Annotated in this window: 21 protein-coding genes; 14 read left to right on the forward strand and 7 right to left on the reverse strand. The window is 70.4% G+C overall.

Annotated elements, in window-relative coordinates:
- Positions 1-17: 17 nt before the first annotated feature.
- From ACZ7M3_RS03320 to ACZ7M3_RS03345, 6 genes are all read left to right on the forward strand, one after another.
- The gene (locus ACZ7M3_RS03320) at positions 18-803 is read left to right on the forward strand and encodes an aromatic ring-hydroxylating oxygenase subunit alpha (RefSeq protein WP_472060297.1); all 786 of its coding nucleotides are present in this window, start codon (positions 18-20) and stop codon (positions 801-803) included.
- 94 nt (positions 804-897) lie between these two features.
- A complete protein-coding gene (locus ACZ7M3_RS03325) occupies positions 898-1,380 on the forward strand; it encodes an SRPBCC family protein (RefSeq protein WP_472060299.1) in 483 nt (160 codons plus the stop codon).
- A gap of 47 nt (positions 1,381-1,427) precedes the next feature.
- A complete protein-coding gene (locus ACZ7M3_RS03330; RefSeq protein WP_472060301.1) occupies positions 1,428-3,254 on the forward strand; it encodes a flavin-containing monooxygenase in 1,827 nt (608 codons plus the stop codon).
- A gap of 44 nt (positions 3,255-3,298) precedes the next feature.
- A complete protein-coding gene (locus ACZ7M3_RS03335) occupies positions 3,299-4,225 on the forward strand; it encodes an SDR family NAD(P)-dependent oxidoreductase (protein ID WP_472060303.1) in 927 nt (308 codons plus the stop codon).
- Positions 4,222-5,925, forward strand: coding sequence for a thiamine pyrophosphate-binding protein (locus ACZ7M3_RS03340; RefSeq protein ID WP_472060305.1), 1,704 nt, complete (start codon positions 4,222-4,224; stop codon positions 5,923-5,925). Before ACZ7M3_RS03335 ends, ACZ7M3_RS03340 begins: the two co-directional genes overlap by 4 nt.
- Positions 5,926-5,927: 2 nt before the next feature.
- The gene (locus tag ACZ7M3_RS03345) at positions 5,928-7,367 is read left to right on the forward strand and encodes an aldehyde dehydrogenase family protein (protein WP_472060307.1); all 1,440 of its coding nucleotides are present in this window, start codon (positions 5,928-5,930) and stop codon (positions 7,365-7,367) included.
- Between the two features lie 63 nt (positions 7,368-7,430).
- Here ACZ7M3_RS03345 and ACZ7M3_RS03350 read toward each other — a convergent pair whose 3' ends face one another.
- From ACZ7M3_RS03350 to ACZ7M3_RS03365, 4 genes are read right to left on the reverse strand one after another with little or no spacing between them, the layout of a single operon-like run.
- Entirely contained in the window at positions 7,431-8,333 is a 903-nt protein-coding gene (locus tag ACZ7M3_RS03350; RefSeq protein ID WP_472060309.1) for a sugar phosphate isomerase/epimerase family protein, read from the reverse strand.
- Between the two features lies 1 nt (position 8,334).
- Complete coding sequence (locus ACZ7M3_RS03355) at positions 8,335-9,249, reverse strand: ATP-binding cassette domain-containing protein (RefSeq protein ID WP_095858301.1); 915 nt, start codon at positions 9,247-9,249, stop codon at positions 8,335-8,337.
- A gap of 8 nt (positions 9,250-9,257) precedes the next feature.
- On the reverse strand, positions 9,258-10,334 hold the full coding sequence (locus ACZ7M3_RS03360; protein ID WP_054232959.1) for an ABC transporter permease: 1,077 nt from the start codon (positions 10,332-10,334) through the stop codon (positions 9,258-9,260).
- Complete coding sequence (locus ACZ7M3_RS03365) at positions 10,334-11,353, reverse strand: sugar ABC transporter substrate-binding protein (protein ID WP_472060311.1); 1,020 nt, start codon at positions 11,351-11,353, stop codon at positions 10,334-10,336. Before ACZ7M3_RS03365 ends, ACZ7M3_RS03360 begins: the two co-directional genes overlap by 1 nt.
- Before the next feature lie 292 nt (positions 11,354-11,645).
- On the opposite strand from ACZ7M3_RS03365, the gene iolC reads away from it, so the two are divergent.
- The 6 genes from iolC (at position 11,646) to ACZ7M3_RS03395 (ending at position 18,770) form a co-directional block, all read left to right on the forward strand.
- The gene (iolC, locus tag ACZ7M3_RS03370) at positions 11,646-12,617 is read left to right on the forward strand and encodes a 5-dehydro-2-deoxygluconokinase (protein ID WP_472060313.1); all 972 of its coding nucleotides are present in this window, start codon (positions 11,646-11,648) and stop codon (positions 12,615-12,617) included.
- 29 nt (positions 12,618-12,646) lie between these two features.
- A complete protein-coding gene (locus ACZ7M3_RS03375) occupies positions 12,647-13,525 on the forward strand; it encodes a Cgl0159 family (beta/alpha)8-fold protein (RefSeq protein ID WP_472060314.1) in 879 nt (292 codons plus the stop codon).
- Positions 13,526-13,596: 71 nt separating this feature from the next.
- On the forward strand, positions 13,597-14,481 hold the full coding sequence (gene iolB, locus ACZ7M3_RS03380; RefSeq protein WP_472060316.1) for a 5-deoxy-glucuronate isomerase: 885 nt from the start codon (positions 13,597-13,599) through the stop codon (positions 14,479-14,481).
- Complete coding sequence (iolD, locus tag ACZ7M3_RS03385) at positions 14,481-16,352, forward strand: 3D-(3,5/4)-trihydroxycyclohexane-1,2-dione acylhydrolase (decyclizing) (RefSeq protein WP_472060318.1); 1,872 nt, start codon at positions 14,481-14,483, stop codon at positions 16,350-16,352. Before iolB ends, iolD begins: the two co-directional genes overlap by 1 nt.
- A gap of 44 nt (positions 16,353-16,396) precedes the next feature.
- Complete coding sequence (locus ACZ7M3_RS03390; RefSeq protein WP_472060320.1) at positions 16,397-17,890, forward strand: CoA-acylating methylmalonate-semialdehyde dehydrogenase; 1,494 nt, start codon at positions 16,397-16,399, stop codon at positions 17,888-17,890.
- A gap of 136 nt (positions 17,891-18,026) precedes the next feature.
- Positions 18,027-18,770, forward strand: a complete 744-nt coding sequence (locus ACZ7M3_RS03395; RefSeq protein ID WP_472061017.1) for a GntR family transcriptional regulator — start codon at positions 18,027-18,029, stop codon at positions 18,768-18,770.
- A gap of 33 nt (positions 18,771-18,803) precedes the next feature.
- Here ACZ7M3_RS03395 and ACZ7M3_RS03400 read toward each other — a convergent pair whose 3' ends face one another.
- Positions 18,804-20,273: an alginate lyase family protein gene (locus ACZ7M3_RS03400; RefSeq protein WP_472061019.1), complete on the reverse strand. Its 1,470-nt coding sequence runs from the start codon at positions 20,271-20,273 to the stop codon at positions 18,804-18,806.
- A gap of 165 nt (positions 20,274-20,438) precedes the next feature.
- Positions 20,439-21,593, reverse strand: coding sequence for a Gfo/Idh/MocA family protein (locus ACZ7M3_RS03405; RefSeq protein ID WP_472060322.1), 1,155 nt, complete (start codon positions 21,591-21,593; stop codon positions 20,439-20,441).
- Between the two features lie 127 nt (positions 21,594-21,720).
- Between ACZ7M3_RS03405 and ACZ7M3_RS03410 the strand changes: the two genes are divergently transcribed.
- Together ACZ7M3_RS03410 and ACZ7M3_RS03415 are read left to right on the forward strand one after the other, a co-directional pair.
- Positions 21,721-22,722, forward strand: a complete 1,002-nt coding sequence (locus ACZ7M3_RS03410; protein ID WP_472060324.1) for a LacI family DNA-binding transcriptional regulator — start codon at positions 21,721-21,723, stop codon at positions 22,720-22,722.
- Between the two features lie 323 nt (positions 22,723-23,045).
- Positions 23,046-23,471: an ATP-binding cassette domain-containing protein gene (locus ACZ7M3_RS03415; RefSeq protein WP_472060326.1), complete on the forward strand. Its 426-nt coding sequence runs from the start codon at positions 23,046-23,048 to the stop codon at positions 23,469-23,471.
- Between the two features lie 30 nt (positions 23,472-23,501).
- On the opposite strand, the gene ACZ7M3_RS03420 is transcribed toward ACZ7M3_RS03415, so the two are convergent.
- Positions 23,502-24,197 carry a type 1 glutamine amidotransferase domain-containing protein gene (locus ACZ7M3_RS03420; protein WP_472061021.1) on the reverse strand — a complete coding sequence of 232 codons (696 nt, stop codon included), beginning with the start codon at positions 24,195-24,197 and terminating at the stop codon, positions 23,502-23,504.
- Positions 24,198-24,398 lie beyond the last annotated feature (201 nt).

Genomic DNA, 24,398 nt, shown 5'->3' on the forward strand with positions numbered 1-24,398 from the left:
ACGGGCTGGAGAATGTCATGAGCGAAACCGCCGAGAACGAAGCCCTGTCGCAGCCGCTGACGATCGGTGTGGAGGCGTACATCTCGCAGGAATACGCCCGGGCCGAGCGGGACAGGCTGTGGACCAAGGTGTGGCAACAGGTCGGGCGGGTCGAGGAACTCCCCGACGTCGGTGACTACCTCACCTACGAGATCCTCGACGACTCGATCATCGTCGTACGCACGGCGCCGGACACGCTCCGCGCCTACCACAACGTCTGCTCGCACCGGGGGCGCCGGCTCCTCGACACCCCGCCGAGCAAGCGGGACGCCCGCGGCCGGGGCAGGCAGTTCGTCTGCGGGTTCCACGGGTGGCGGTACAACCTGGACGGCCGGTGCACCCATGTGCCCGAACGGGAGGACTGGCCGTGCGGGCTGTCCGCCGGGAACACCGGCCTGACCGGGGTCGAGGTCGACACCTGGGGCGGCTGGATCTGGATCAACATGGACCCGGAGTGCGAACCCCTGCGCGACTACCTGGAGCCCGCGGCCACCCTGCTCGACCCCTTCCAGCTGGAGAACATGCGCTACCGGTGGCGTCGCTGGCTCGTCTTCGACTGCAACTGGAAGACGGCCCTCGAGGCGTTCATGGAGACCTACCATGTGCCGTACACCCACCCGGAGTTCATGAGGTTCGGCAGTTTCCTCGGCTGGTCCAGGGCCCAGGGCCCAGGGCAAGCACAGCAACATCGGCTACGACGCGCCCAAGGGCCTGGACGAGAACCAGGCGAAGCTGCGGATCGGCGGCGGCACCGACCCCCGTGAGTCCACGGCCGAGCTGCAGAACTTCACCTGGGCGAACGCGAACACCAACACCACCCAGACCCTGGTCGACGCGGCGAACCGGCTGGTCGAGGAAGTGCCCAAGGACGCCACGGCCGCCGACGTGCTCAGGCACTGGCTGGACACGGCCCGGCGCACCGACGCCGAGCGCGGTGTGAGCTGGCCGACCGTGGAACCCGCGCACGTCGCGAAGAGCGGCACCGCCTGGCAGATCTTCCCGAACTTCCAGATCGGCCACGCGCTGAACAACATGCTCTGCTACGGCGCCCGGCCCCATGGCTACGACCCCGACAAGTGCGTCTTCGAGGTCGCCGTGTACGAGCTGTACCCGCCCGGCGAGGAGCCGGAGACCGAGTGGGTGTACACGCCGGAGGCCGACCCGGACTGGCGCACGGTCCTGCCGCAGGACTTCACCAACATGGCCGCCGTCCAGAAGGGCATGAAGGCCCGCGGCTTCTCGGGCCCGAAGCCCAACCCGTACCGCGAGCGCAGCATCGTGAACCTGCACCACAACCTGGCGACCTACATGGGTACCGGCGAGCCCCGCGACCTCGCCTGAATCCCGCCCCCCGTATGCCCTGAGGACGAACGACCCGAGGACTCCGCATGCCGAAATGCGCACCGACACAGACGCCTCAGACAGACCACGCGGCCCTCAGGGCGAAGTACCTGCTGGAGCGCGACAAGCGCCTGCGCGGCGAGGGGCAGAAGCAGTACCTGGAGGCCGAGGGCGAGTTCGAGGAGTACTACGAGGCCGATCCGTACACGCCCGTCGAGCCCCGGCCCCCGATCTCCCAGGACATCGACGTGGCGGTCCTCGGCGGCGGCCTCTCGGGCCTGATCACCGCGGCGCGGCTCAAGCAGGCCGGCGTCGCCGGCTTCCGGGTCATCGAACTCGGCGGTGACTTCGGCGGCGCCTGGTACTGGAACCGCTACCCGGGCATCCAGTGCGACACGGACTGCTACTGCTATCTGCCGATGCTCGAAGAGGTCGGCTACATCCCGAAGCAGAAGTACTCCTTCGGCGACGAGGTCTTCGAGCACTGTCAGCGCATCGGGAAGCACTTCGGGCTCTACGACCACGCGATCTTCAGCACCCTGATCCGCTCGATGGAGTGGGACGAGTCGATCGGACGCTGGCGGATCGGCACCAACCGGGGCGACGACATCCGCGCCCGTTTCGTCGTCATGTGCCAAGGCCCGTTCAACCGGCCGAAGCTCCCCGGAATCCCCGGCATCACGGACTTCCGGGGGCACACCTTCCACACGGCGCGCTGGGACTACGCGTACACCGGCGGCGACATGAGCGGTGGGCTCGACAAGCTCGCCGACAAGCGGGTCGCCGTCATCGGTACGGGAGCCAGCGGCATCCAGGTGGTCCCGCACCTCGCCCGCTCCGCCCGGCACCTCTACGTGTTCCAGCGCACGCCCTCGTACATCGACGAGCGCGGCAACGTACCGACCGACCCGGAATGGGTGAAGACGCTGGAGCCGGGCTGGCAGAAGGAACGGCAACGCAACTTCCACACCGCGGCGTTCGAGGCCTTCGCGCCGGGCCAGCCGGACCTGGTCTGCGACGGCTGGACCGAGGTCAGCCGCAACCTGGCCGCGCAGTTGGACGCCACCGACGGCTGGACCGCGCTGGCGGATCCGGAGAAGTTCATGGAGCTCAGGGAGATCCAGGACTACCGGGCGATGCAGCGCCTGCGCGACCGCGTCGACACCGTCGTCGAGGACGAGGAGACGGCCCAGGCGCTGAAGCCCTATTACCGCTTCCTGTGCAAGCGGCCCTGCTTCAATGACGAGTACCTGCCCACCTTCAACCGCTCGAACGTCACCCTCGTCGACGTGTCGGACACCAAGGGTGTCGAACGCATCACCCAGAAGGGCATCATCGCCCACGGGGTCGAGCACGAGGTGGACTGCATCATCTTCGCGAGCGGCTTCGAGATCACCACCGACCTCGACCGCCGTCTCGGCATCCGGCCGTTCGCCGGGCGGGACGGGCTGTCGCTCTACGACCACTGGGCCAAGGGCTGTCGCACCCTGCACGGCGTCATGAGCCACGGCTTCCCCAACCAGTTCTTCACCGGCTTCCTCCAGGGCGGCGTGACCGCCAGCACGACGGCGATGTTCGAACAGCAGGCCCAGCACATCGCCTACATCATCAAGGAGACCCTGGCGCGCGGCGCCTCGACCGTGGAGCCCACCGAGGAAGCGCAGGACCAGTGGTGCACGACGGTCCGGGAGACGGCGGTCGACAACACCAACTTCCAACGGGAGTGCACGCCCGGCTACTACAACAACGAGGGCGAGCTGCAGATCCGCTCGCACCTGGGCGAGCCCTACTGGCCCGGCTTCTACGCCCTGGAGGACCTGCTCCGGGCATGGCGCGACACGGGCGAGATGCGGGGCCTCGTCCTGAACGACTGACGAGCCCCCGTCCCGCACCGCGCGCCCCGCGAGAGGAACACCTCATGCCCGAACTCGGATTCGACGATCGCGTAGCCGTGATCACCGGCGCAGGCCGGGGGCTGGGGCGCGCCTACGCCCTGCTGCTCGGCGCGAGGGGAGCGAAGGTCGTCGTCAACGACCCCGGCGGGAGCCTGACCGGGGACGGCGGCGACACCGGTCCCGCGGACGAGGTGGTCCGGGAGATCACGGCGGCCGGTGGTGAGGCCGTCGCGTGCACCGAGTCGGTGGCGACGGCCGAGGGCGGCCGGGCGATCGTCGAGTCGGCGCTCGACCACTACGGCCGGATCGACGTCCTCGTCCACAACGCCGGCATCGTCCGTTCGGCGCCGCTGACCGAGATGACGTACGAGGACTTCGACGCCGTCCTCGACGTCCATCTGCGGGGCGCCTTCCATGTCGTACGGCCCGCGTTCCCGCTGATGCGCGAGGCGGGTTACGGCCGCGTCGTGCTGACCTCGTCGATCGGCGGCCTGTACGGCAACCACCGCGTCGCGGGCTACGGCATGGCCAAGGCCGGGATGATCGGGCTGTCCAACGTGGTCGCCCTGGAGGGCGCCGCCTCGGGCGTGACATGCAACGTCATCGTCCCCGGCGCCGTGACGAGGATGGCCGAGGGCATCGACACCTCGGCCTATCCGCCGATGGGACCGGAGTTGACGGCCCCGGTCGTGGGCTGGCTGGCCCACGAGTCCTGCTCGATCACCGGGGAGATGCTGGTGTCGATCGCCGGCCGGGTGGCGCGGGCCTTCGTCGCCGAGACCCCGGGCGTGTACCGGCCCTCCTGGTCGATCGAGCAGGTCGGCGAGGAACTCGCCGCCATCCGCGACACGAAGGAGCCCTGGATCCTGCCGGTCGTCCCCTCGGCCCATGTCGACCACATCCGCAACAGCTTCGCGATGGCCAGGCACAGTGAAGGGACAATACGTTGACGAAAGTCTTCGCACGCATTCTCGAGCTCTTCGAGGCCGAGGGCATCAACACCCTCTTCGGCATACCCGACCCGAACTTCGTCCACATGTTCCACCTGGCCGAGGAGCGCGGCTGGACCGTGGTCGCCCCCCACCACGAGGAGTCCGCCGGCTTCATGGCGGAGGCGGTCTCGCGCATGACCGGAAAGGCCGCGGTGTGCATCGGCACGCTGGGCCCTGGGGTCGCCAACCTGGCCGGCGCCATGATGTGCGCCAAGGTCGAGAACTCACCGGTCGTCTTCCTGGGCGGCCAGCGCGCCCGGATCACGGAACAACGGGTGCGCCGCGGTCGCATCCAGTTCGTCAAGCAGGCCGCCCTGTTCGAGCCGTCGGTCAAGTACTCCGCCAGCATCGAGTACGCCGACCAGACCGACGAGGTGATCCGCGAGGGCCTGCGCAAGGCACTGTCGGGGACGCCGGGCCCGGTCTACATCGAGTACCCCTCCCATGTGATTCAGGAGGACCTCGACGTACCCCCGGCGTTGCCGCCCGAGGCCTATCGCCTGGTGGGCCAGACGGCAGGCCCTGACAAGGTCGCCGAGGCCGTCGCGTTCATCCGCGCGGCCAAGCAGCCGATACTCCTCGTGGGGCACGGAGTTCACACCTCCCGCGCGGGGGAATCGGTCAGGGCGCTCGCCGAGGCGATGGCCTGCCCCGTCGTCCAGACGTCGGGCGGCACCTCGTACATCGCGGGACTCGAGGACCGTACGTTCCCCTACGGCTTCTCGGCGGCGGCGATCGACGCGGTGGTGAAGTCCGACCTGTGTCTGGCCATCGGCACCGAACTCGGCGAGCCGGTCCACTACGGACGCGGGCGCCACTGGGTCGCGGGCGAGGCCCACCGCAAGTGGATCCTCGTCGAGCAGGATCCTCAGGCCATCGGCGTGAACCGCTCGGTCGACGTCCCGCTGGTGGGCGACCTGCGGGCGGTCGTCCCGCAACTCGTCGACGCGCTCGAGGCCACACCGCGCACCGCGTCCCCGGAGCTCGCGGGCTGGATCAAACAGGACGCGGCCCAGTTGGCGGAGCTCGCGGAGACGGCCCCGTCCGGCATGTCACCCGTGCATCCGGCACGGCTGATCGTCGAGGCGACCAAGGTCTTCCCGAAGGACGGCATCATGGTCCGCGACGGCGGCGCCACGACCATCTTCGGCTGGACGTATGCGCAGGCCAAGCCCCATGACGTGATGTGGAACCAGAACTTCGGCCACCTGGGCACGGGACTTCCCTACGCGATCGGCGCCTCGGTGGCGGAGGGCGGCAGGCGGCCCCTGATGCTGATCACCGGGGACTCGTCGTTCCAGTTCCACATCGCCGAGCTGGAAACGGCCGCACGTCTGAACCTGCCGCTCGTGTGCGTCGTCGGCGTCGACTACGCCTGGGGCCTCGAAGTGGGCGTCTACAAACGCACCTTCGGCCAGGGGTCGCTGGAGACGGGCGTGCACTGGAGCAAGGACACGCGCCTGGACAAGGTCGCCGAAGGCTTCGGCTGCCACGGCGAGTACGTCGAACGCGACGAGGACATCGCCCCCGCCATCAAGCGCGCCTACGCCAGTGGCAAGCCGGGAGTCGTGCACGTAGCGGTCGATCCCAAGGCGAATTCGGAAGAGATGCCGAGCTACGACGAGTTCCGGACCTGGTACGCGGAAGGGACGCAGTGACCATGCGGGAGTACGTGAAGTTCTACATCGGCGGCCAGTGGACCGATCCGGCCGGGGCAGGGACCTTCGAGGTCGTGAATCCCGCGACCGAGGAGGTCTGCGGCAAGGTGGCCCTCGGTTCGGCGGCCGACGTCGACCGGGCGGTCGCGGCGGCCCGGCGGGCCTTCCCCGACTGGTCGACGACCACGGGCGAGGAACGGGTCGAGGTACTCCAGAACATCCTCGACGTGTACCAGAAGCGGGCCGGTGACCTCGCCGCGGCGCTGACCGAGGAGATGGGCGCCCCGGCCACACTCGCGGGCGGCTTCCAAGTGGGCCTCGGAGCGGGACACTTGAGCACCGCGATCGCGGTACTGAAGGACTTCGTGTTCGAGGAGCGACGCGGCGCCACGCTGGTCGTCAAGGAGCCGATCGGCGTCTGCGGTCTGATCACCCCGTGGAACTGGCCCATGAACCAGATAGCGGTGAAGGTGTTCCCGGCGCTGGCGACCGGCTGCACCACGGTGCTCAAGCCGTCGGAGAAGTCACCCTTCACCGGCCAGGTCTTCGCCGAGATCCTGGATGCCGCGGGTGTTCCCGCCGGTGTGTTCAACCTCGTGCAGGGCGACGGCCCCGGCGTGGGGGTGCCGCTCGCCGGCCACGCGGACGTCGACATGATCTCCTTCACCGGTTCGACACGCGCGGGCATCGACATCGCGAGGAACGCCGCGCCCACGGTGAAGAGGGTGACCCAGGAACTGGGCGGCAAGAGCCCGAACATCGTGCTCGACGACGAGGCCTTCGCCGAGAACGTCGCCAAGGGCGTGACCACCATGATGGGCAACTCGGGGCAGACGTGCAGCGCGCCGTCACGGATGCTCGTGCCCGCCGCCCGGATGGACGAAGCCATCGCCGTCGCCCGGCAGACGGCATCCGGGATCACCGTGGGCGACCCCCAGGGCGACTTCGTGATGGGGCCGGTGGTCTCGGGGGCCCAGTTCGAGAAGATCCAGGCGCTGATCCAGAAGGGCATCGACGAGGGCGCCACCCTGGTGACCGGCGGCACGGGACGTCCGGACGGCCTGGAGAAGGGCTACTACGTGAAGCCCACCGTCTTCGCGCGGGTCACCAACGACATGACCGTCGCCCGCGAGGAGATCTTCGGGCCGGTGGTGACGATCCTCGGCTACGACAGCGTCGACCACGCCGTCGAGATCGCGAACGACACGGAGTACGGCCTCGCCGGCCATGTGGCGGGCGCGGACCTGGAGAAGGCGCGTGCCGTGGCGCGTCGCATCCGGGCGGGATGGGTCGCGATCAACGACGCGTTCGACTTCGGCTGCCCGTTCGGCGGGTACAAGAAGAGTGGCAACGGGCGGGAGTGGGGCGCGTTCGGCTTCCACGAGTACCTGGAGACCAAGGGCATTCTCGGCTACATGCCCGAGGCGGCCTCGTCGGGCTGACGAGGCCGCCTCACGAGGCGGACATCCGGGTGCCGGCGGATGCGGGAGGGAGTGTCGGACGGGTCAGGCGCCGCAGGAGCGCAGGAACGTGCGGGTGCGTACGGCGATCGGGAGCGGCTTGTCCGGCTCGCAGGGGTACATGTCCTGCTCGACGATGGCGAACAGGTCCACGCCCAGACGCTGGGCGGCCACCAGCACCGGTTCCAACTCCGGTACGCCGGACGGGGGTTCGCACATCACGCCGCGCTGCACGGCGGGACCGAACGGCACCTCGTTCTTGACGACGTCGGCGAGGATCGCCGGGTCGACCTGCTTGAGGTGCAGATAACCGATGCGCTCGCCGTAGGTCTCGATGAGCTTGACGCTGTCGCCGCCGCAGTAGGCGTAGTGTCCGGTGTCCAGACACAGGTTGACCAGGTCGGAGTCGGTGGAGTCGAGGAAGCGCTCGACGTGGTCCTCGGTGTCGATGTGCGTGTCCGCGTGCGGATGGACGACGATGTCGAGGCCGTACGTCTCCTTGACCTCGTGACCCAGCCGTTCCATGCCCTTGGTCAGATGGGCCCACTGCTCGGCGGTCAGCTCCGGCGGCTCGATGATCTCGGCGGTCTTGTCGTCGCGCCAGAAGGAGGGGATGACCACCAGGTGCTTCGCGCCCATGGCCTGGGTGAGCGCGGCGACCTCGCTGACGTGCTTCCAGGTGGCGTCCCAGACGGACGGTCCGCGGTGCAGCCCGGTGAAGACCGTACCGGCCGACACCTTCAGGTCGCGCTTGTCGATCTCGGCGGTCAGCCGGGCCGGGTCGCTCGGCAGATAGCCGTAGGGGCCGAGTTCGATCCAGGAGTAGCCCGCCTCGGACACCTCGTCCAGGAAGCGTTCCCAGGGCACCTGCTGGGGATCGTCGGGGAACCAGACGCCCCAGGAGTCCGGCGCGGAGCCGACCCGGATGCGGTCCAGGGGAGCGGTCATGTCAGGAGGTCCCTTCGGGGGAGGCCGTCACGGGTGCTTTGAGGTCCTCCGCTTCGGGGAGTTCGTCGACGTCGACGCCGCGGACCTGGGCCAGTTCGTGCTTGAGCGCGGCGAGTTCGGCTCCGCCGGCCATGTGGTTGGTCAGCTCTTCCAGGCTGACCTCGCTGCGGGCGGCGCTGAGTTCCATGGTGCCCAGGCGCAGCACGCTGAAGTGGTCGCCGACCATGTACGCGTGGTGCGGGTTGTGGGTGATGAAGATGACGCCGAGGCCGCGGTCGCGGGCGGCGGCGATGTATTTGAGCACCACGCCGGACTGCTTGACGCCGAGGGCGGCGGTCGGCTCGTCGAGGATCAGCACGCGGGCGCCGAAGTAGACGGCGCGGGCGATGGCCACCGACTGGCGCTGGCCGCCGGAGAGGGTGCCGATGGGCTGGTCGAGATCGTCCAGGACGATGCCCATGTTGCGCAGTTCCTCGTCCGCGGTCTTCTTCATGCGGTCGATGTCGAGACGCTGGACGGGCCAGGGGCCCTTGGTCATCTCGGAGCCGAGGAAGAAGTTGCGCCAGACCGGCATGAGGGGGACGGTGGCGAGGTCCTGGTAGACGGTGGCGATGCCCTTGTCGAGGGCCTCGCGCGGGGTGGAGAAGCGCACCGGGGCGCCGTCGACGAGGAATTCGCCCTCGGTGTGCTGGTGCAGGCCGGAGATGATTTTGATGAGGGTGGACTTGCCGGCGCCGTTGTCGCCGAGGACGCAGGTCACCTGGCCGGGGTGGACGGCGAGGGAGACTCCGTGCAGGGCACGGATGTTGCCGTAGGCCTTCCCGGCGCTGCGCAGTTCGACGATCGGGGCGGTGCCGTCCTCGGGCGGAGCGTCCGGGAGGATGGCGCCGGCGGGTCCGGATCCGTTGGTTGTCATGGGTCGGTTCACCTCCGGGTCGCCGCGCGGCGGACCCACAGATTGATGAGCGTGGCGCCGAGCAGCATCACGCCGAGGAAGGCCTTGAACCAGTCGGGGTTCCAGCCCGCGTACACGATGCCCTGGTTGACCATGCCGAACATGAAGGCGCCGAAGACCGGTCCGATCGCGGAGCCGTAGCCGCCGGTCAGCAGACAGCCGCCGATCACCGCCGCGGCGATGTAGATGAGTTCCTGGCCGACGCCCTCGCCGGACTGCACGGTGTTGAACGAGAACAGTTGGTGCATGCCGATGAACCAGGCGCCGAAGCCGACCATCATGAAGAGCGTGATCTTGGTGAAGGTGACCGGTACGCCGACCGCGCGGGCGCTGTCCTGGTTGCCGCCGACGGCGAAGATCCAGTTGCCGTACTTGGTGCGGAGCAGGACCCAGGTGGCGATGGCCGCGAAGACCAGCCACCACACGACGGTGATCTTCACCTGGACGCCGCCGACGTCGAAGGAGGAGGCGAAGACCTTCTTCGCCTGGTCGAAGCCGTCCATGGTGCTGATGTCGTCGGTCGCCACGTTCCCGGTGATCAGCTTGGTCACCGCGAGGTTGACGCCTTGCAGGATCAGGAACGTACCGAGAGTGACCAGGAAGCTCGGTAGCCCGGTGCGGACCATCATCCAGCCGTTGAACGCGCCGACCGCCAGCGAGACGATGAGCGCGACGATCACGCCCACCCAGACGTTCATGGTCAGTTGGTAGCTGATCATGCTCGCGGTGAGAGCCGAGGTGATCACGGCGACACCGGCCGACAGGTCGAACTCGCCGCCGATCATCAGCAGGGCCACGGGCAGTGCCATGATCCCGATCGTCGACGACTGGTAGAGGACGGTCGCCATCGAACTGCCGGAGCGCACCGACGGCGCCGCGATCAGGAAGAAGACGAACACCGCCACGGCGCCGAGGAAGACGCCGACCTCGGGCCGGGCGAGCAGCCGCAGTGTCAGGGAGCGCTGCGCGGTCCGCCCGTCGGTCTCCTTGGGGCCGGGGGCCGGCGGTGTGGTCACCGCCGGCTCAGCCTGCTGGGCCATGCTCATCACCGGGTGCCCTTCGCGGCGAACTGGGCGACGGTGTCGACGTTGGACTTGTCGACGAAGGCCGGGCCCGTCAGGATCGGCTGCTCACCGCCGCCGCTGTAGTTGCCGTTCGTCTTGTAGAGCCACAGCGAGTCGACGGCCAGGTAGCCCTGGAGGTAGGGCTGCTGGTCGACCGCGAACTGGATCGTGCCCTTGCTGATGGCGCCGGTCAGGTCCTTGTTGAGGTCGAACGTGGCGATCTTCGCCTTGCTGCCGGCGTCGCCCACCGACTGCACCGCGGTGAGGGCGTACGGGGCGCCGAGGGTGACGACGTAGTCGATGGCGCTGTCCTGCTTGAGCTTGGCGGTGATCGTCGACTTCACGGACGGCATGTCGGTGCCGTTGACGTACAGGGTCTCCGTCTTGCCGCTGAAGGTCTTCTTCACTCCGTCGCAGCGCTGGGTGAGTCCGATGTTGCCCTGCTCCTGGATCACACAGACGGCCTTCTTCGCGCCTTCCGAGTTCAGCCTCTTGCCCAGCGCCTCACCCGCCACCGTCTCGTCCTGGCCGAAGAACTCCATCAGACCCAGCTTCTGCCAGTCGCTGACGCCCGAGTTGAGGCCGACCACGGGGATCTTGGCCGACGTCGCCTTGCTCACGACGTCCTTCATGGCGTCCGGCTTGGCCAGGGTGATCGCGATGCCGTCGACCTTCTGGTCGATGGCGTTCTGGACCAGGTTGGCCTGGCTGCCCGCGTTCGGGTCGGCGGAGTAGACCAGCTTCACATTGTCCTTGGCAGCCGCAGCCTCGGCGCCCTTGCGGACGATGTCCCAGAACGTGTCGCCGGGTGCCTGGTGGGTGACCAGCGCGACTGTCATGCGGGGCGTGCTCGCCTTGCCGGCCGACACCGCCGCCCCGCTCTCCTCCGCCTTCTTTCCGCCGGAGCTGCTGGAACAGCCGGCTATCAGCAGCACGGATGCTGCCGCGGTCGCGACGAGGGGGGCGATTCTGCGGGTACGGGGGTGAAACGTGCGGTCCATCTTTCCAGCACCTCACTGTGCGACAGGGGAAAGGGAACGGGACGGCGCCGGGGCGCTGGGCCCGTGCGGGGCCCGGACAGGATGTCCGGGGCGATGCGGGTGACGCGGCTGCTTCGTTGGGACGGGATACAAGTCCCTGACGCACCCCCCTGTCAATACTTTGTTAAGACATCATTTCCTGAGCAGGTCCGAATGTCAGTACAAAGTCTTGACAGGGGAGGGCCGTGGGTCCTACACCTAAGAGGCACCGGGCGCCCCGTTGCCCGCATCCCACGCATCAGGAGCGTCACGCATGCCTGAGTCCGCTGAATCCTTCGACGCCGGATCCCTCGACGTCATCACCATGGGACGCATCGGCGTCGATCTGTATCCCCTGCAGACGGGTGTGCCGCTCGCGCAGGTCGAGTCCTTCGGGAAGTTCCTCGGCGGCTCGGCGGCCAACGTCGCGGTGGCCGCCGCACGCCTGGGCCGGTCCACCGCGGTGATCACCCGCACCGGACAGGACCCGTTCGGCGCCTATCTCCACCAGGCGCTGGGGGAGTTCGGCGTCGACGACCGCTGGGTCACACCCGTCGACGCCTACCCCACGCCGATCACGTTCTGCGAGATCTTCCCGCCGGACGACTTCCCGCTCTACTTCTACCGGCGGCCCAAGGCACCCGACCTGGAGATCCGGACCGACGAGCTGGACTTCTTCGCGATCCGCGCGGCCCACATCTTCTGGATCACCGGCACCGGCCTGAGCGAGGAGCCCAGCCGCTCCGCCACGCTCGCCGCGCTGAAGACGCGCGCCAAGTCCGGCACCACCGTCTTCGACCTCGACTGGCGGCCCATGTTCTGGTCCGACCCGGACGAGGCGCGCCCGTACTACGCCGAGGCGCTGCGGCACTCCACCGTCGCCGTCGGCAACCTCGACGAGTGCGAGATCGCCACCGGCGTACGCGAACCTCGCGCCTGCGCCGAGGCCCTGCTGGCGGCCGGTGTGGAACTCGCCGTCGTCAAACAGGGCCCCAAGGGAGTCCTGGCCGTCCACCGCGACGGCACCGTCGCCGAGGTCCCGCCGGTCCCGGTGGAGGTCGTCAACGGCCTCGGCGCCGGAGACGCGTTCGGCGGCTCGCTCTGCCACGGGCTGCTGTCCGGCTGGGAGCTGGAGAAGACCATCCGGTACGCCAACGCGGCCGGCGCGCTCGTCGCCTCCCGTCTCGCCTGCTCCTCCGCGATGCCCACCGAGTCCGAGGTCGAGGGCCTCCTCGCGCGCGGCTGACCGCCGCCACCCCCTGAACGGAGCCTGTCTTGAGCATCAGCATCCCCGACCTCGCCACGGTGCGCGCCCGGCATCCGGAGGCCATCGCCGAAGCGGCCGCCCGCCGGGTCCGCCGCCCGCTGATCGGCGACAGCGGCCGCCTGATGATCGTGGCCGCGGACCACCCCGCGCGCGGCGCGCTCGGCGTCGGCGGGCACCGCCTGGCCATGGCCAACCGCGCCGACCTCCTCGAACGACTCTGCGTCGCGCTGGCCCGGCCCGGGGTGGACGGGGTGCTCGCCACCGCCGACGTCCTGGAGGACCTGCTGCTCCTGGGCGTTCTGGAGAACAAGGTCGTGATGGGCTCCATGAACCGCGGCGGCCTGTCCGGCGCGTCCTTCGAGATGGACGACCGCTTCACCGGCCACCGCGCCGAGGACATCGAGCGGCTGCGCTTGGACGCCGGAAAGCTGCTGGTGCGCATCGACTACGACGACCCGGGCTCCCTGGAGACCCTGCAGACCACCGCGCGCGCCATCGACGACATGGCCGCCCGCCGACTGCCGCTGTTCGTCGAGCCGTTCATATCCCGCCGGGTGGACGGCAAGGTCCGCAACGACCTGAGCGCCGAGGCCGTCACCCGGTCCATCGCCATCGCCTCCGGCCTCGGTGGCACCTCGGCCTACACCTGGCTCAAGCTCCCGGTCACCGACGACCCCGACGACATGGCCGGGGTGCTGGAGGCCTCCACCCTGCCGGCCGTCCTGCTCGGCGGTGAGGTCGGCGGCGACCAGGAGGGCGCGTACGAGAGATGGCGCAAGGCCCTGCGGCTGCCCACCGTCCAGGGCATGGTCGTGGGCCGCTCACTGCTGTACCCCGCCGAGGGCAGCGTGGAGACCGCGGTGGACACCGCGGTCGGCCTGCTCTGACGCCCACCCGACCGCGCCGACTCGCCGCCTCCCGAAGGCCCGCTCTGATTCCCGTAGAGGAGCCCCTCCCGATGACCACCACGCACCATCTGCCCGCGGGCAAGGCCGCCGCCGACGTCTACGCCGTGGACGTCACTCCCGAGTCGGCCGGCTGGGGCCACTCCAGCCTGCGGGTGCTCGAACTGCCCGCCGGCGGCTGGCACGCCTTCGACACCGGCGACAGCGAGTGGATCGTGCTCCCGCTCTCGGGCGGCTGCACCGTCGCGGTCGGCGGCGACACGTTCCGGCTCGCCGGGCGCGAGAGCGTCTTCAGCGGGGTGAGCGACTTCGCGTACGTGCCCCGTGACTCCCAAGTGTCGATCGCCTCGCGCGAGGGCGGCCGGTTCGCGCTCACGGGTGCCCGCTGCTCCCGCCGGCTGCCCGCCCGCTACGGGCCCGCCTCCGCCGTCCCCGTCGAACTGCGCGGCACCGGCTCCTGTTCCCGCCAGGTCAACAACTTCGGCGCCGCAGGGGTCTTCGAGTGCGACAAGCTGATCGCCGTCGAGGTGATCACCCCCGGTGGCAACTGGTCCTCCTTCCCGCCGCACAAGCACGACGAGCACCGGCCCGGCGAGGAGTCCGAACTCGAGGAGATCTACTACTTCGAGTTCGCCCCCCACGAGGGCACCCCCGGCCTCGGCTACCAGCGCGTCTCGCCCTCGGGCCACGGCGCCCACACCGATGTGCTGGCCGAGGTGCGCGACGGCGACGTCGTCCTCATCCCCGACGGCTGGCACGGGCCGTCCATGGCCGCGCCCGGCCACGACATGTACTACCTCAACGTCATGGCGGGCCCCGGCACCGACCGCGCCTGGCTGATCTGCGACCACCCCGACCACGCCTGGATCCGCGACACCTGGCCGGAGCGGCCGGTCGACCCCCGCCTGCCCCTCTACACCGCCCCCGAGAGGTCCTGATGAGCACCACCACCCGTCGCCTGACGACGGCCCAGGCGCTGGTGCGCTTCCTGTCCGCGCAGTACAGCGAGCGCGACGGCGTACGCCACCGGCTGATCGCCGGCACCTGGGGCATCTTCGGCCACGGCAACGTGGCGGGCATCGGCCAGGCCCTCCTGGAGGCCGGCGAGGACACCATGCCCTTCCACCAGGGCCGCAACGAGCAGTCCATGGTGCACGCGGCGGTCGGCTACGCCCGCCAGCGGAGCCGCCTTTCCGCGCAGGCCGTGACCACGTCCATCGGTCCCGGCGCCACCAACCTCGTCACCGGCGCCGCCCTCGCGACGATCAACCGCCTGCCCGTACTGCTGCTGCCCGGCGACTACTTCGCGACACGCTCCGCCGACCCGCTGCTCCAGCAGCTGGAACACCCCGTCGAGGCGGATGTCTCCGTCAACGACACACTGCGCCCGGTCTCCCGCTACTTCGACCGGATCACCCGCCCGGAGATGCTGATCCCGGCCGCGCTGAACGCGATGCGGGTGCTGGCCGACCCGGCCGACACCGGTGCCGTCACCCTCGCCCTGCCGCAGGACGTGCAGGCGGAGGCGTACGACTGGCCGGAGGAGTTCTTCGCCGAGCGCGTCTGGCGCGTACGCAGGCCCGCCCCCGATCCGTTGGAACTCGCCGAGGCCGTACGGGCGATCCGCGCCGCCGAGCGCCCCCTGATCGTCGCCGGCGGGGGAGTGCACCACAGCGAGGCCGAGGCAGCGCTCAAGACCCTGGTCGACGCCACCGGCATCCCGGTCGCCTCCACCCAGGCGGGCAAGGGCTCCCTGCGTCACGACCACCCCGCCGACCTCGGCGGCATCGGCCACACCGGCACCGCGGTCAGCGACGACATCGCCCGCACCGCCGACCTGATCGTCGGGGTCGGCACCCGCTACACCGACTTCACCACGGCCTCGAACACGCTGTTCCAGCAGCCGGGCGTGCGGTTCGTCAACCTCAACATCACCGCCTTCGACGCCCACAAGCTCGCCGCCCGGCCGCTGGTCGCGGACGCGCGGACGGGGCTCGAGGCGCTGGCGGAAGGACTGTCCGGCCACCGGGTCGACGCGGCGTACGAGGCCGAGTACCGCGCGGGCAAGGCGCGTTGGGAGGAGGTCGTCGAGGCCGCCTACCGGGCGGAGGACTCCGCCGTGCCCACCCAGACGCAGCTCCTCGGCGCCCTGGACGCCGTGGTCGGCGACGACGACGTGGTCATCAACGCGGCCGGCTCGCTCCCCGGTGACCTGCACAAGCTGTGGCGGGCCCGCGGCCCGCGCCAGTACCACCTGGAGTACGGCTACTCCTGCATGGGCTACGAGATCCCGGCCGGCATCGGCGTCCAGCAGGCCGCCCCCGGCACCCCCGTCTGGTCGCTGGTCGGCGACGGCACCTATCTGATGATGCCCACCGAGATCGTCACCGCCGTCCAAGAGGGCCTGCCCGTCAACCTGGTCCTGATCCAGAACCACGGCTACGCCTCCATCGGCGGCCTCTCCGAGGAGGTCGGAGGCGAGCGCTTCGGCACCGCCTACCGCTACCGCGCCGCCGACGGCACGTTCTCCGGAGCCCCGCTCCCGGTGGACCTCGCCGCCAACGCCGCGAGCCTCGGCATGGACGTCATCCGCGCCAAGACCGTACGGGAACTGCGGGACGCCCTGACCGCGGCACGCGCCTCGGACCGGCCGACCTGCGTCTACGTCGAGACCGACCCGACGCCCACCGCACCGCCCGCCGAGGCCTGGTGGGACGTACCCGTCGCCGAAGTCTCCTCCCGCGACGCCGCGTCGAGCGCCCGTGCACGGTACGACGGCCACGTCGCCGATCGCCGTCGCCACCTCTGATCCCGACCTCTTCGCCTGCCCCGCCACCGAAAGGCCCCCGCACCATGAAGACCATCACCCACTGGATCGGCGGCAAGCCCGTCGAGTCCGCCTCCGGACGCTTCGGCCCCGTCTACAACCCGGCCACCGGCGCCCAGGAGAAGCAGGTCGGCCTCGCCTCGGTCGACGAGGTGGACGCCGCCGTCGCCAACTCCAAGTCGGCGTACGAGAGCTGGGGCAGCGCCTCGCTCGCCAAGCGCACGGCGATCCTCTTCAAGTACCGCGAACTGCTCGACGCGCACCGCGACGAGATCGCCGAGCTGATCACCGCCGAGCACGGCAAGGTGCACTCGGACGCGCTCGGCGAAGTCGCCCGCGGCATGGAGATCGTCGAACTGGCCTGCGGCATCGCCGAGAAGCTCAAGGGCGAGCTGTCCACACAGGTCTCGACCCGGGTCGACGTCGCCTCGATCCGCCAGCCGCTCGGTGTCGTCGCCGGCATCACGCCGTTCAACTTCCCCGCCATGGTGCCGATGTGGATGTTCCCGCTCGCCATCGCCTGCGGCAACGCCTTCGTGCTCAAGCCGAGCGAGAAGGACCCGTCGGCCTCCTTCCGGCTCGCCGAGCTGGCCTCCGAGGCCGGGCTGCCGGACGGTGTGCTGAACATCGTGCAGGGCGACAAGGTCGCGGTGGACCGTCTCCTGGAGCACCCGGACGTCGTCGCGGTCTCCTTCGTCGGCTCCACGCCCATCGCCAAGTACATCCAGCTCAAGGGCGTCGAGCACGACAAGCGCGTACAGGCGCTGGGCGGTGCCAAGAACCACATGCTCGTCCTGCCCGACGCCGACCTGGACTTCGCCGCCGACCAGGCGATCAACGCCGCCTACGGCTCGGCTGGCGAGCGCTGCATGGCGGTCTCGGTCGTGGTCGCGGTCGGCGACACCGGCGACGAGCTGGTCGGCAAGATCGCCGAGCGGGCCAAGAACCTGCGCATCGGCCCCGGCGACGACCCCGCCTCCGAGATGGGCCCGCTGATCACGCGCGAGCACCGCGACAAGGTGGCCTCGTACGTAGCCGGCGCGGCGGCCCAGGGCGCCGAGGTCGTCGTCGACGGCACCGGCTACTCCGTCGACGGCCACGAGGACGGCTTCTTCCTCGGTGTCTCGCTGCTCGACAAGGTCCCGGTGACGGCGGACGCGTACAAGGACGAGATCTTCGGCCCGGTGCTGTGCGTGGTGCGCGCCGACACCTACGACGACGCCATCAAGCTCATCAACGCCTCCCGCTGGGGCAACGGCACCGCGATCTTCACCCGGGACGGTGGCGCCGCCCGCCGCTTCCAGCTGGAGGTCCAGGCGGGCATGGTCGGCATCAACGTGCCGATCCCGGTGCCCGTCGGCTACCACTCCTTCGGCGGCTGGAAGGACTCCCTCTTCGGCGACCTGCACATCTACGGCAACGACGGCATCGCCTTCTACACCCAGGGCAAGGTGATCACCACGCGCTGGCCCGACCCGGCCGACGCGGGCATCAACCTCGGCTTCCCCAGCCACTCCTGACTCGCAGTGGCGGCCGGTGCGGGGACAGATCTCCTCGGTTCCCGCACCGGCCGTCCTCAGGACCGACCGTCAGGACGATGCGATGGCAAGGGTTCCCGTCCGCCGGACCGCCCGGACCCCACGAGCAGCGGCCGCGATGCCCGTGGGCCTGGACTTCGCGCTGGACCGCAACAGCCCCGTACCGCTCTACTACCAGCTCGCGCGACAGCTGGAGGCCGCGATCGAGCGGGGTGTGCTGAGCCCGGGCAGCCTGCTGGGCAACGAGGTCGAGCTCGCGAGCCGCCTCGGCCTGTCCCGCCCCACCGTCCGGCAGGGCATCCAGACCCTGGTCGACAAGGGGTTCCTGGTCCGCCGCCGGGGCGTGGGCACCCAGGTGGTGCACAGCCAGGTCAAACGCCCGCTGGAGCTCAGCAGCCTGTACGACGACCTGGAGAACGCCGGGCAGCGCCCCACGACGCGGGTGCTGCACAACGCGGTCGAGCCTGCGTCCGCCGAGGTCGCGGCGGCCCTGGGCATCGCGGAGGGCGGCGCGGTGCACCGTGTGGAGCGGCTGCGCCTCACCCACGACCGGCCCGTGGCGGCCCTGTGCAACTACATCCCGGAAGGGCTGCTGGACGTCGACACCGCCCGGCTGGAGTCGACCGGCCTCTACCGCATGATGCGTGCCGCCGGCATCACCCTGCACAGCGCCCGCCAGTCCGTGGGCGCCCGCTCCGCCACGGCGGAGGAGGCCGAGCGGCTGGACGAACCGGCGGGCGCCGCCCTGCTCACCATGCAGCGCACGGCCTACGACGACACCGGCCGCGCGGTCGAGTACGGCACCCACATCTACCGCTCCTCGCGGTACGCCTTCGAGTTCCAGTTGCTGCTCCGTACCTGAGCGCGCCGCGACCGACGGGCGGGCGCCCGCTCGTCACTCCCCGGTGTCGCGGCGGGCCCGGTCGCGGCGGCGCAGCAGGAGGAAGCCGCCCGCGAGGGCGGCGACGCCGGTGGCCGCGGTCCAGGCCGGCAGGTCGGAGGAACCGGTGGCGGCCAGGTCGCCGCCCCTCCCGCCGAGGGGGCTCGCGGAGGAGGAGGGCGTGGCGGACGCGCCACCGGAGGGTGACGCACCGGACGCGCGGCCGGAAGGCGACGTACCGGACCCACCGGCGGTGGGCGTCGGCGACGCCGTCGCCTCGGCGGCGGTGGCCCGGGGCCGGGTGAACGCCAGCGTGCCGAAGCCGAGTTGGTCGTAGCCGCCGCTGTTGGGGCCGTAGTCCCCACCGCCGCCCTCGGGCGCGAACCGGGCCGCGATCTTCGTGAGATGCGGCGCGTCCAGCCCCCGGCGCCTGGTGTAGTGGTTGGCGATCACGGCCCAGATCGGCCGGGCCATGGCCGGGTCGACGGCCGCCGCCGCGGACGCGGTCTCCGAGCCCGACCAGATGCCGGGTGCGCCCTTCTTCCGGGTGTACGAGGTGTAGGGCACGTCTCCGCCCAGGCTCCACTTGGCGACGTACTGGGCGCCCTTGAGGAAGCGGCTGTCGTCGTAGCCGTACAGGTCGATGCCCTGGTTCCAGGCCATCTCGCAGATGGTGCCCATCAGACCGACGCCCAGCAGGGCATGACCCTGGTCGCGGCCGGCCTCGACCCATTCGGCGAGGCCGTCGGCGTACACGACCGGGATGGCGTTCTTGACGGAGCCCATCCCCGCGCCGTGCTTGAAGTACTCGACGGCGCGGTCGACCTTCGCCCGGTCGTCGCACAGGATGCCGATGGCCAGGACGGAGGCGATGTTCGTCAGGTCCCAGTTGGCCCAGTAGTTGGTGATGTAGGAGCCGTTGTGGTGCGCGAGGAAGTCCTCGCTCAACGGGTGGAAGACGTCGAGCATCATCTTCTGGAACCGGGCCAGTTCGAAGCCGTCGTGGGCCCGGACGAGCTCGGCGGCGTTGGCGAACTGGTAGCCGTAGAGACCCGAGGCGAGGAACCGGTCGGCGCTGCCGTCGAGCCTCGTCAGCCTGGCCGACCAGGCGTTGAGGATGTCGCGGGCGGTGTCGGCGTACGCGGAGTCGCCCGTGATGTGCCAGCGCAGGGCGTTCTGGTAGGCGGCGTGGATGTCGTTGTAGAGCGTGGCGTAGTTCTCGGGCGTGCCCGAGCCGCGGTAGACGGTCGTCTGGGGGTTGGCCGTCCAGGTGCTCTGGGCGTGCCGGTTGGCCGTCAGCCTGGCGAAGCCGGCCGTGTAGGGCTCCGCGCCGGCCTTCACCTGGGTCGCCATGCGGTGCAGATCGGCCCGGGTGTGCAGCATCCCGGGATGCGCGAAGGCGCCGTCCGCCGCCGTTGCCGGGGCCGCCGCGAGGGCGGTGCCGGCCGCGGCGGCGGACGCGGCGGCCCCGGCGATCTTCAGCATGTTCCGGCGACTGATCTGTGCTGTCACTGACGTGGTTCCTTAGCGCTCGGTGCCCGGGGATGCCTACGCACAGGAGACGCCGTGGAACGCGGCCGATAACAGAAAGTCGCCCAGAGGCCCTTCTCCATGGCCGCGATGACAGATCCGGCCATCGCGCCCGCCCCGTCATGCCAGAGGCACCCATGCTCCCTGCTCGGCGGAGCGGGACATCGCGTCCAGCGCGGCCGCGCTGTGCACCGCGTCGGCCAGCGTCGCGCCGTACGGGGTGTTCTCGGCGATCGACCGCAGGAAGTGGTGGGCCTCGATGACCTTGAGATCGTCGTAGCCCATGCTGTTCGCGGAACCCGGCTGGAAGGCCGCGTACTCGCCGTCGCCGGGACCGACGTACACCGTGCTGACGGGCTGGTCCTGGTACGACGTACCCCTGCTGACGCCCAGTTCGCCCATGCGCCGGAAGTCCCAGAAGACCGCGCCCTTCGTGCCGTGCACCTCGAAGCCGTAGTTGTTCTGCTCGCCGACCGAGACCCGGCAGGCCTCCAGGACGCCCCGCGCACCGGAGGCGAAGCGCAGCAGACAGTTGACGTAGTCCTCGTTCTCCACCGGGCCCAGTTCGCCGCCCGTCGCGCGGGTGTGACCGGCGGTGGCGCGGGTCGGGCGGGCCCGGCGAGGCAGGAAGATCGCGGTGTCGGCGGTCAGTGCCTCGATCTCGCCGAGCAGGAAGCGCGCCAGGTCGACGCCGTGCGAGGCCAGGTCGCCGAGGACGCCGCTGCCGCCGTGCTCCCGCTCGTAGCGCCAGGTCAGAGCGCCCTCGGGATGGGCCGCGTAGTCGCTGAACAGCCGGATGCGGACATGGGTGACGGTGCCGATCTCGCCGGAGGCGATCAGTTCGCGGGCGGCGGCGACGGCGGGCGCGCCCCGGTAGTTGAACCCGACCGTGCCCTGGACCCCCGCCTTGGTGACCGCGTCCGACACGGCCCTGGCGTCCTCGGCGGTCAGTCCCACCGGCTTCTCGATCCAGATGTGCTTGCCCGCCTCGGCCATGGCGAGGCCGATCTCGCGGTGCAGGAAGTTCGGCGCGGCGATGCTCACCGCCTGGACCCGGGGATCGGCGGCCACCTCGCGCCAGTCGCGGTGGGCGACGGCGAAGCCGTACTGGGCCGCGGCCTCCTCCGCCCGGCCCGGCACCTCGTCGGCGACGGCGACCAGTTCGGGCCGCAGGGACAGCCCGGGGAAGTGGTGGGGCACGCGGGCGTACGCCTGGGTGTGTACCCGTCCCATCCAGCCGAACCCCACGACGGCAACGCCGAGCGTACGCACCATGACTGCCCCTCTTTGGACCGGTCCAATGATTTCCCGGCTCACACTGAAGGCCGATGCAGTGCGTGTCAAGCCCTTTGACAAGCTCGCCCGCCATATGGAACGGTCCAGGAATGGAGTCACGCAGACCATGAGAGCACCGACGATTCGCGACGTCGCCGAGCGGGCCGGAGTGTCGAAGTCGCTGGTCTCCCTCGTGCTGCGCGGCTCCGACCAGGTCCGCGACGAGAAGCGGCAGGCCGTGCTGGCCGCCGTCGAGGAGCTCGGCTACCGGCCCAACGCCGCGGCGCGCAGCCTCAGCGAGCGGCGCACCCGTACGGTCGGGGTGCTCCTCAACGACATGCGCAACCCCTGGTTCGTGGAGCTGCTGGACGGTCTGAACTCCCGGCTGCACGACTCGGGCCTGCACATGCTGCTCGCCGACGGCCATCTCAACCGGCGTCTGGGCGAGGACCTCACCCGCACCTTCGTGGACCTGCGTGTCGACGGTCTGATCGCCGTCGGCACCCTGCCGGCCGCCGAGGCGCTGCGGACGGCGGCCGGGAAGATTCCCACCGTGGTCGCGGGCGCCCGGGAGCCCGAGCTGCCCGGTGTCGACGTCGTCGCCAACGACGACGAGCGCGGCGCCCGCCTGGCCACCGAGCATCTCATCGGCCTCGGCCACCGCCGGATCGCGCACATCGCGGGGCGGGGGGTGGTCGGTGAGCTGCGCCGCCGCAGCTTCGAGGCGGTCATGCACGAGCACGGACTGGCCGCGGAGGCGGTCGTGGAGCAGGGCGACCTGACCGAGGAGGGCGGCTACCGTGCCACGGTCCGGCTGCTCAGCGCCCGCGAACGGCCCACCGCCGTCTTCGCGTTCAACGACATCGCCTGCGTCGGCGCCCTCTCGGCCGCCGAGGAACTGGGCCTCCAGGTGCCGCGCGACCTCTCCCTCGTCGGGTACGACAACACCTACCTCTCGCGGCTGCGGCACCTGTGGCTCACCACCGTGGACAGCGCCGGTCATGACGTCGGCCGCCGCGCCGCGCAGTGTCTGCTCGACCGGATCGCCGACCCCGCCCGCCCGGGCGAGGTCGTCCTCACCGCCCCGACCCTCGAGGTCCGCGGCACGACGGCGCCCGTGCGGGGATAGGACCCGTCCGGCCGATCACGGTGGAGGAAAGCAGCGCCGCCCGCGTCGGTTCGGGTGAGCGGGGTGGGGTGGGGCGCGTTCCGCCTCATGGCGGAGGAGGGAAGCGAGGCGAAGCGTCGTCGACCGACGACAACGCCGCACATCCACGCTTCGGCGCGTGCCGACCGGCCTCCACCGGCCCGACGCAGGCAAGGGCACCCTGGACGGGCAGCCGGTCGGGGCCACGGCACGCCGTCGCAGCCGTACGCACCATCGGCGCCATCGACGCATCCAGCCCGTCCCGCAGGACACGCTGGGTACGCTCCACCCCTCCCACAACGTCGGTGCCGCGCGGGCCCGCCCGCTGCGACTGCACCGCCCTCGCCAAGAGCCAGGTGTCCGACCGGGTGGCGAAACTCCTCGAACAGGTCGAGGTGCCCGCCGACTTCGCCCGCCGGCATCCCGCGGAGCTGTCGGGAGGCCGGCGGCAACGCGTCTCCATCGCCCGCACGTCGGCCGCCGAGCCCGACTTCCCGCTCTGCGACGAGATCACCTCGGCCCTCGGCGCTCGACCCTCGGCCCTCGACCCGAACACGGCCGCCGCCGTCATGGAACTTCCGCGACGTCCGCGCACCGAAAGGGACCTGGCGGTCGCGGTGATCAGCCACGAACTGCACCTGGTGGCCGCCTGCACGGACACCACGCACCTGCTGGAGTCGGGTCGCCCGGTCCGCGCCTTGTGCGTGCCAAGCCCCGTGTCTGCCGCATGATCCGCCGGACAGGTCCTGGCCCCGTGAGGGTCAGGCCAGCTTCTTCAGGAGCTCGACGGCCAGAGGGGCGGAGGACGCCGGGTTCTGGCCGGTGACCAGGTTGCGGTCGACGACGACCTTCGGGGCCCACGGCTCGCCCTCCTGGAAGTCGACGCCCACCTCGACGAGCCGGTCCTGGAGCAGCCACTTCGCCTTGTCGGCGAGACCGGCCTGCGTCTCCTCGGCGTTGGTGAACCCGGAGACCCGGTAGCCCGCGAAGACGTTGGTGCCGTCCTCCTTCGTCGCGGCGAGCAGCGCGGCCGGGCCGTGGCACACCACACCGAGCGGCTTGCCCGACTCCAGCGCGAGGGTGAGCAGCCGGCCGGAGTCCGCGTCGACCGCCAGGTCCTCCATCGGTCCGTGGCCGCCGGGGTAGAAGACGGCCGCGTAGTCGGCGAGGTCGACCTCCGTCAGCTTGATCGGCCGCTGGAGCGCGGTCATCGACGCGAGGGCGCCCGCGACGCGGTCGGCGGCCTCCTGGCCACCGTTGACCTCGGGAGCCAGGCTCCCCTTGTCCACGGTCGGCACGACGCCGTCCGGCGTGGCGACGACGACCTCGTGGCCCGCGGCCTCGAACGCCTCGTACGGGGCGACGGCCTCCTCGGCCCAGAACCCGCTCGGGTGGCGGGTGCCGTCGGCGAGCGTCCAGTGGTCGACGCCGGTGATCACGAAGAGAATCTTCGACATGGTGCGTTTCTCCGAGGGTGCGGGGGGTTGTTGCCGGTTGTTCCTGTCGTACGCCCTGACGCTCTGGACCCAGAGCGTCAGGGCGGTGATGTCCTCGACCGTATGCGGCTCTGGCATAGGTGACCAATAGGAACGGTGGCCCGGGCCATAGGAATTCCAATGTCTGGACGTCGAGCACCACCCCAACTAGTCTGTTCGTAA

The sequence above is a fragment of the Streptomyces sp. NPDC111656 genome (assembly GCF_055656965.1).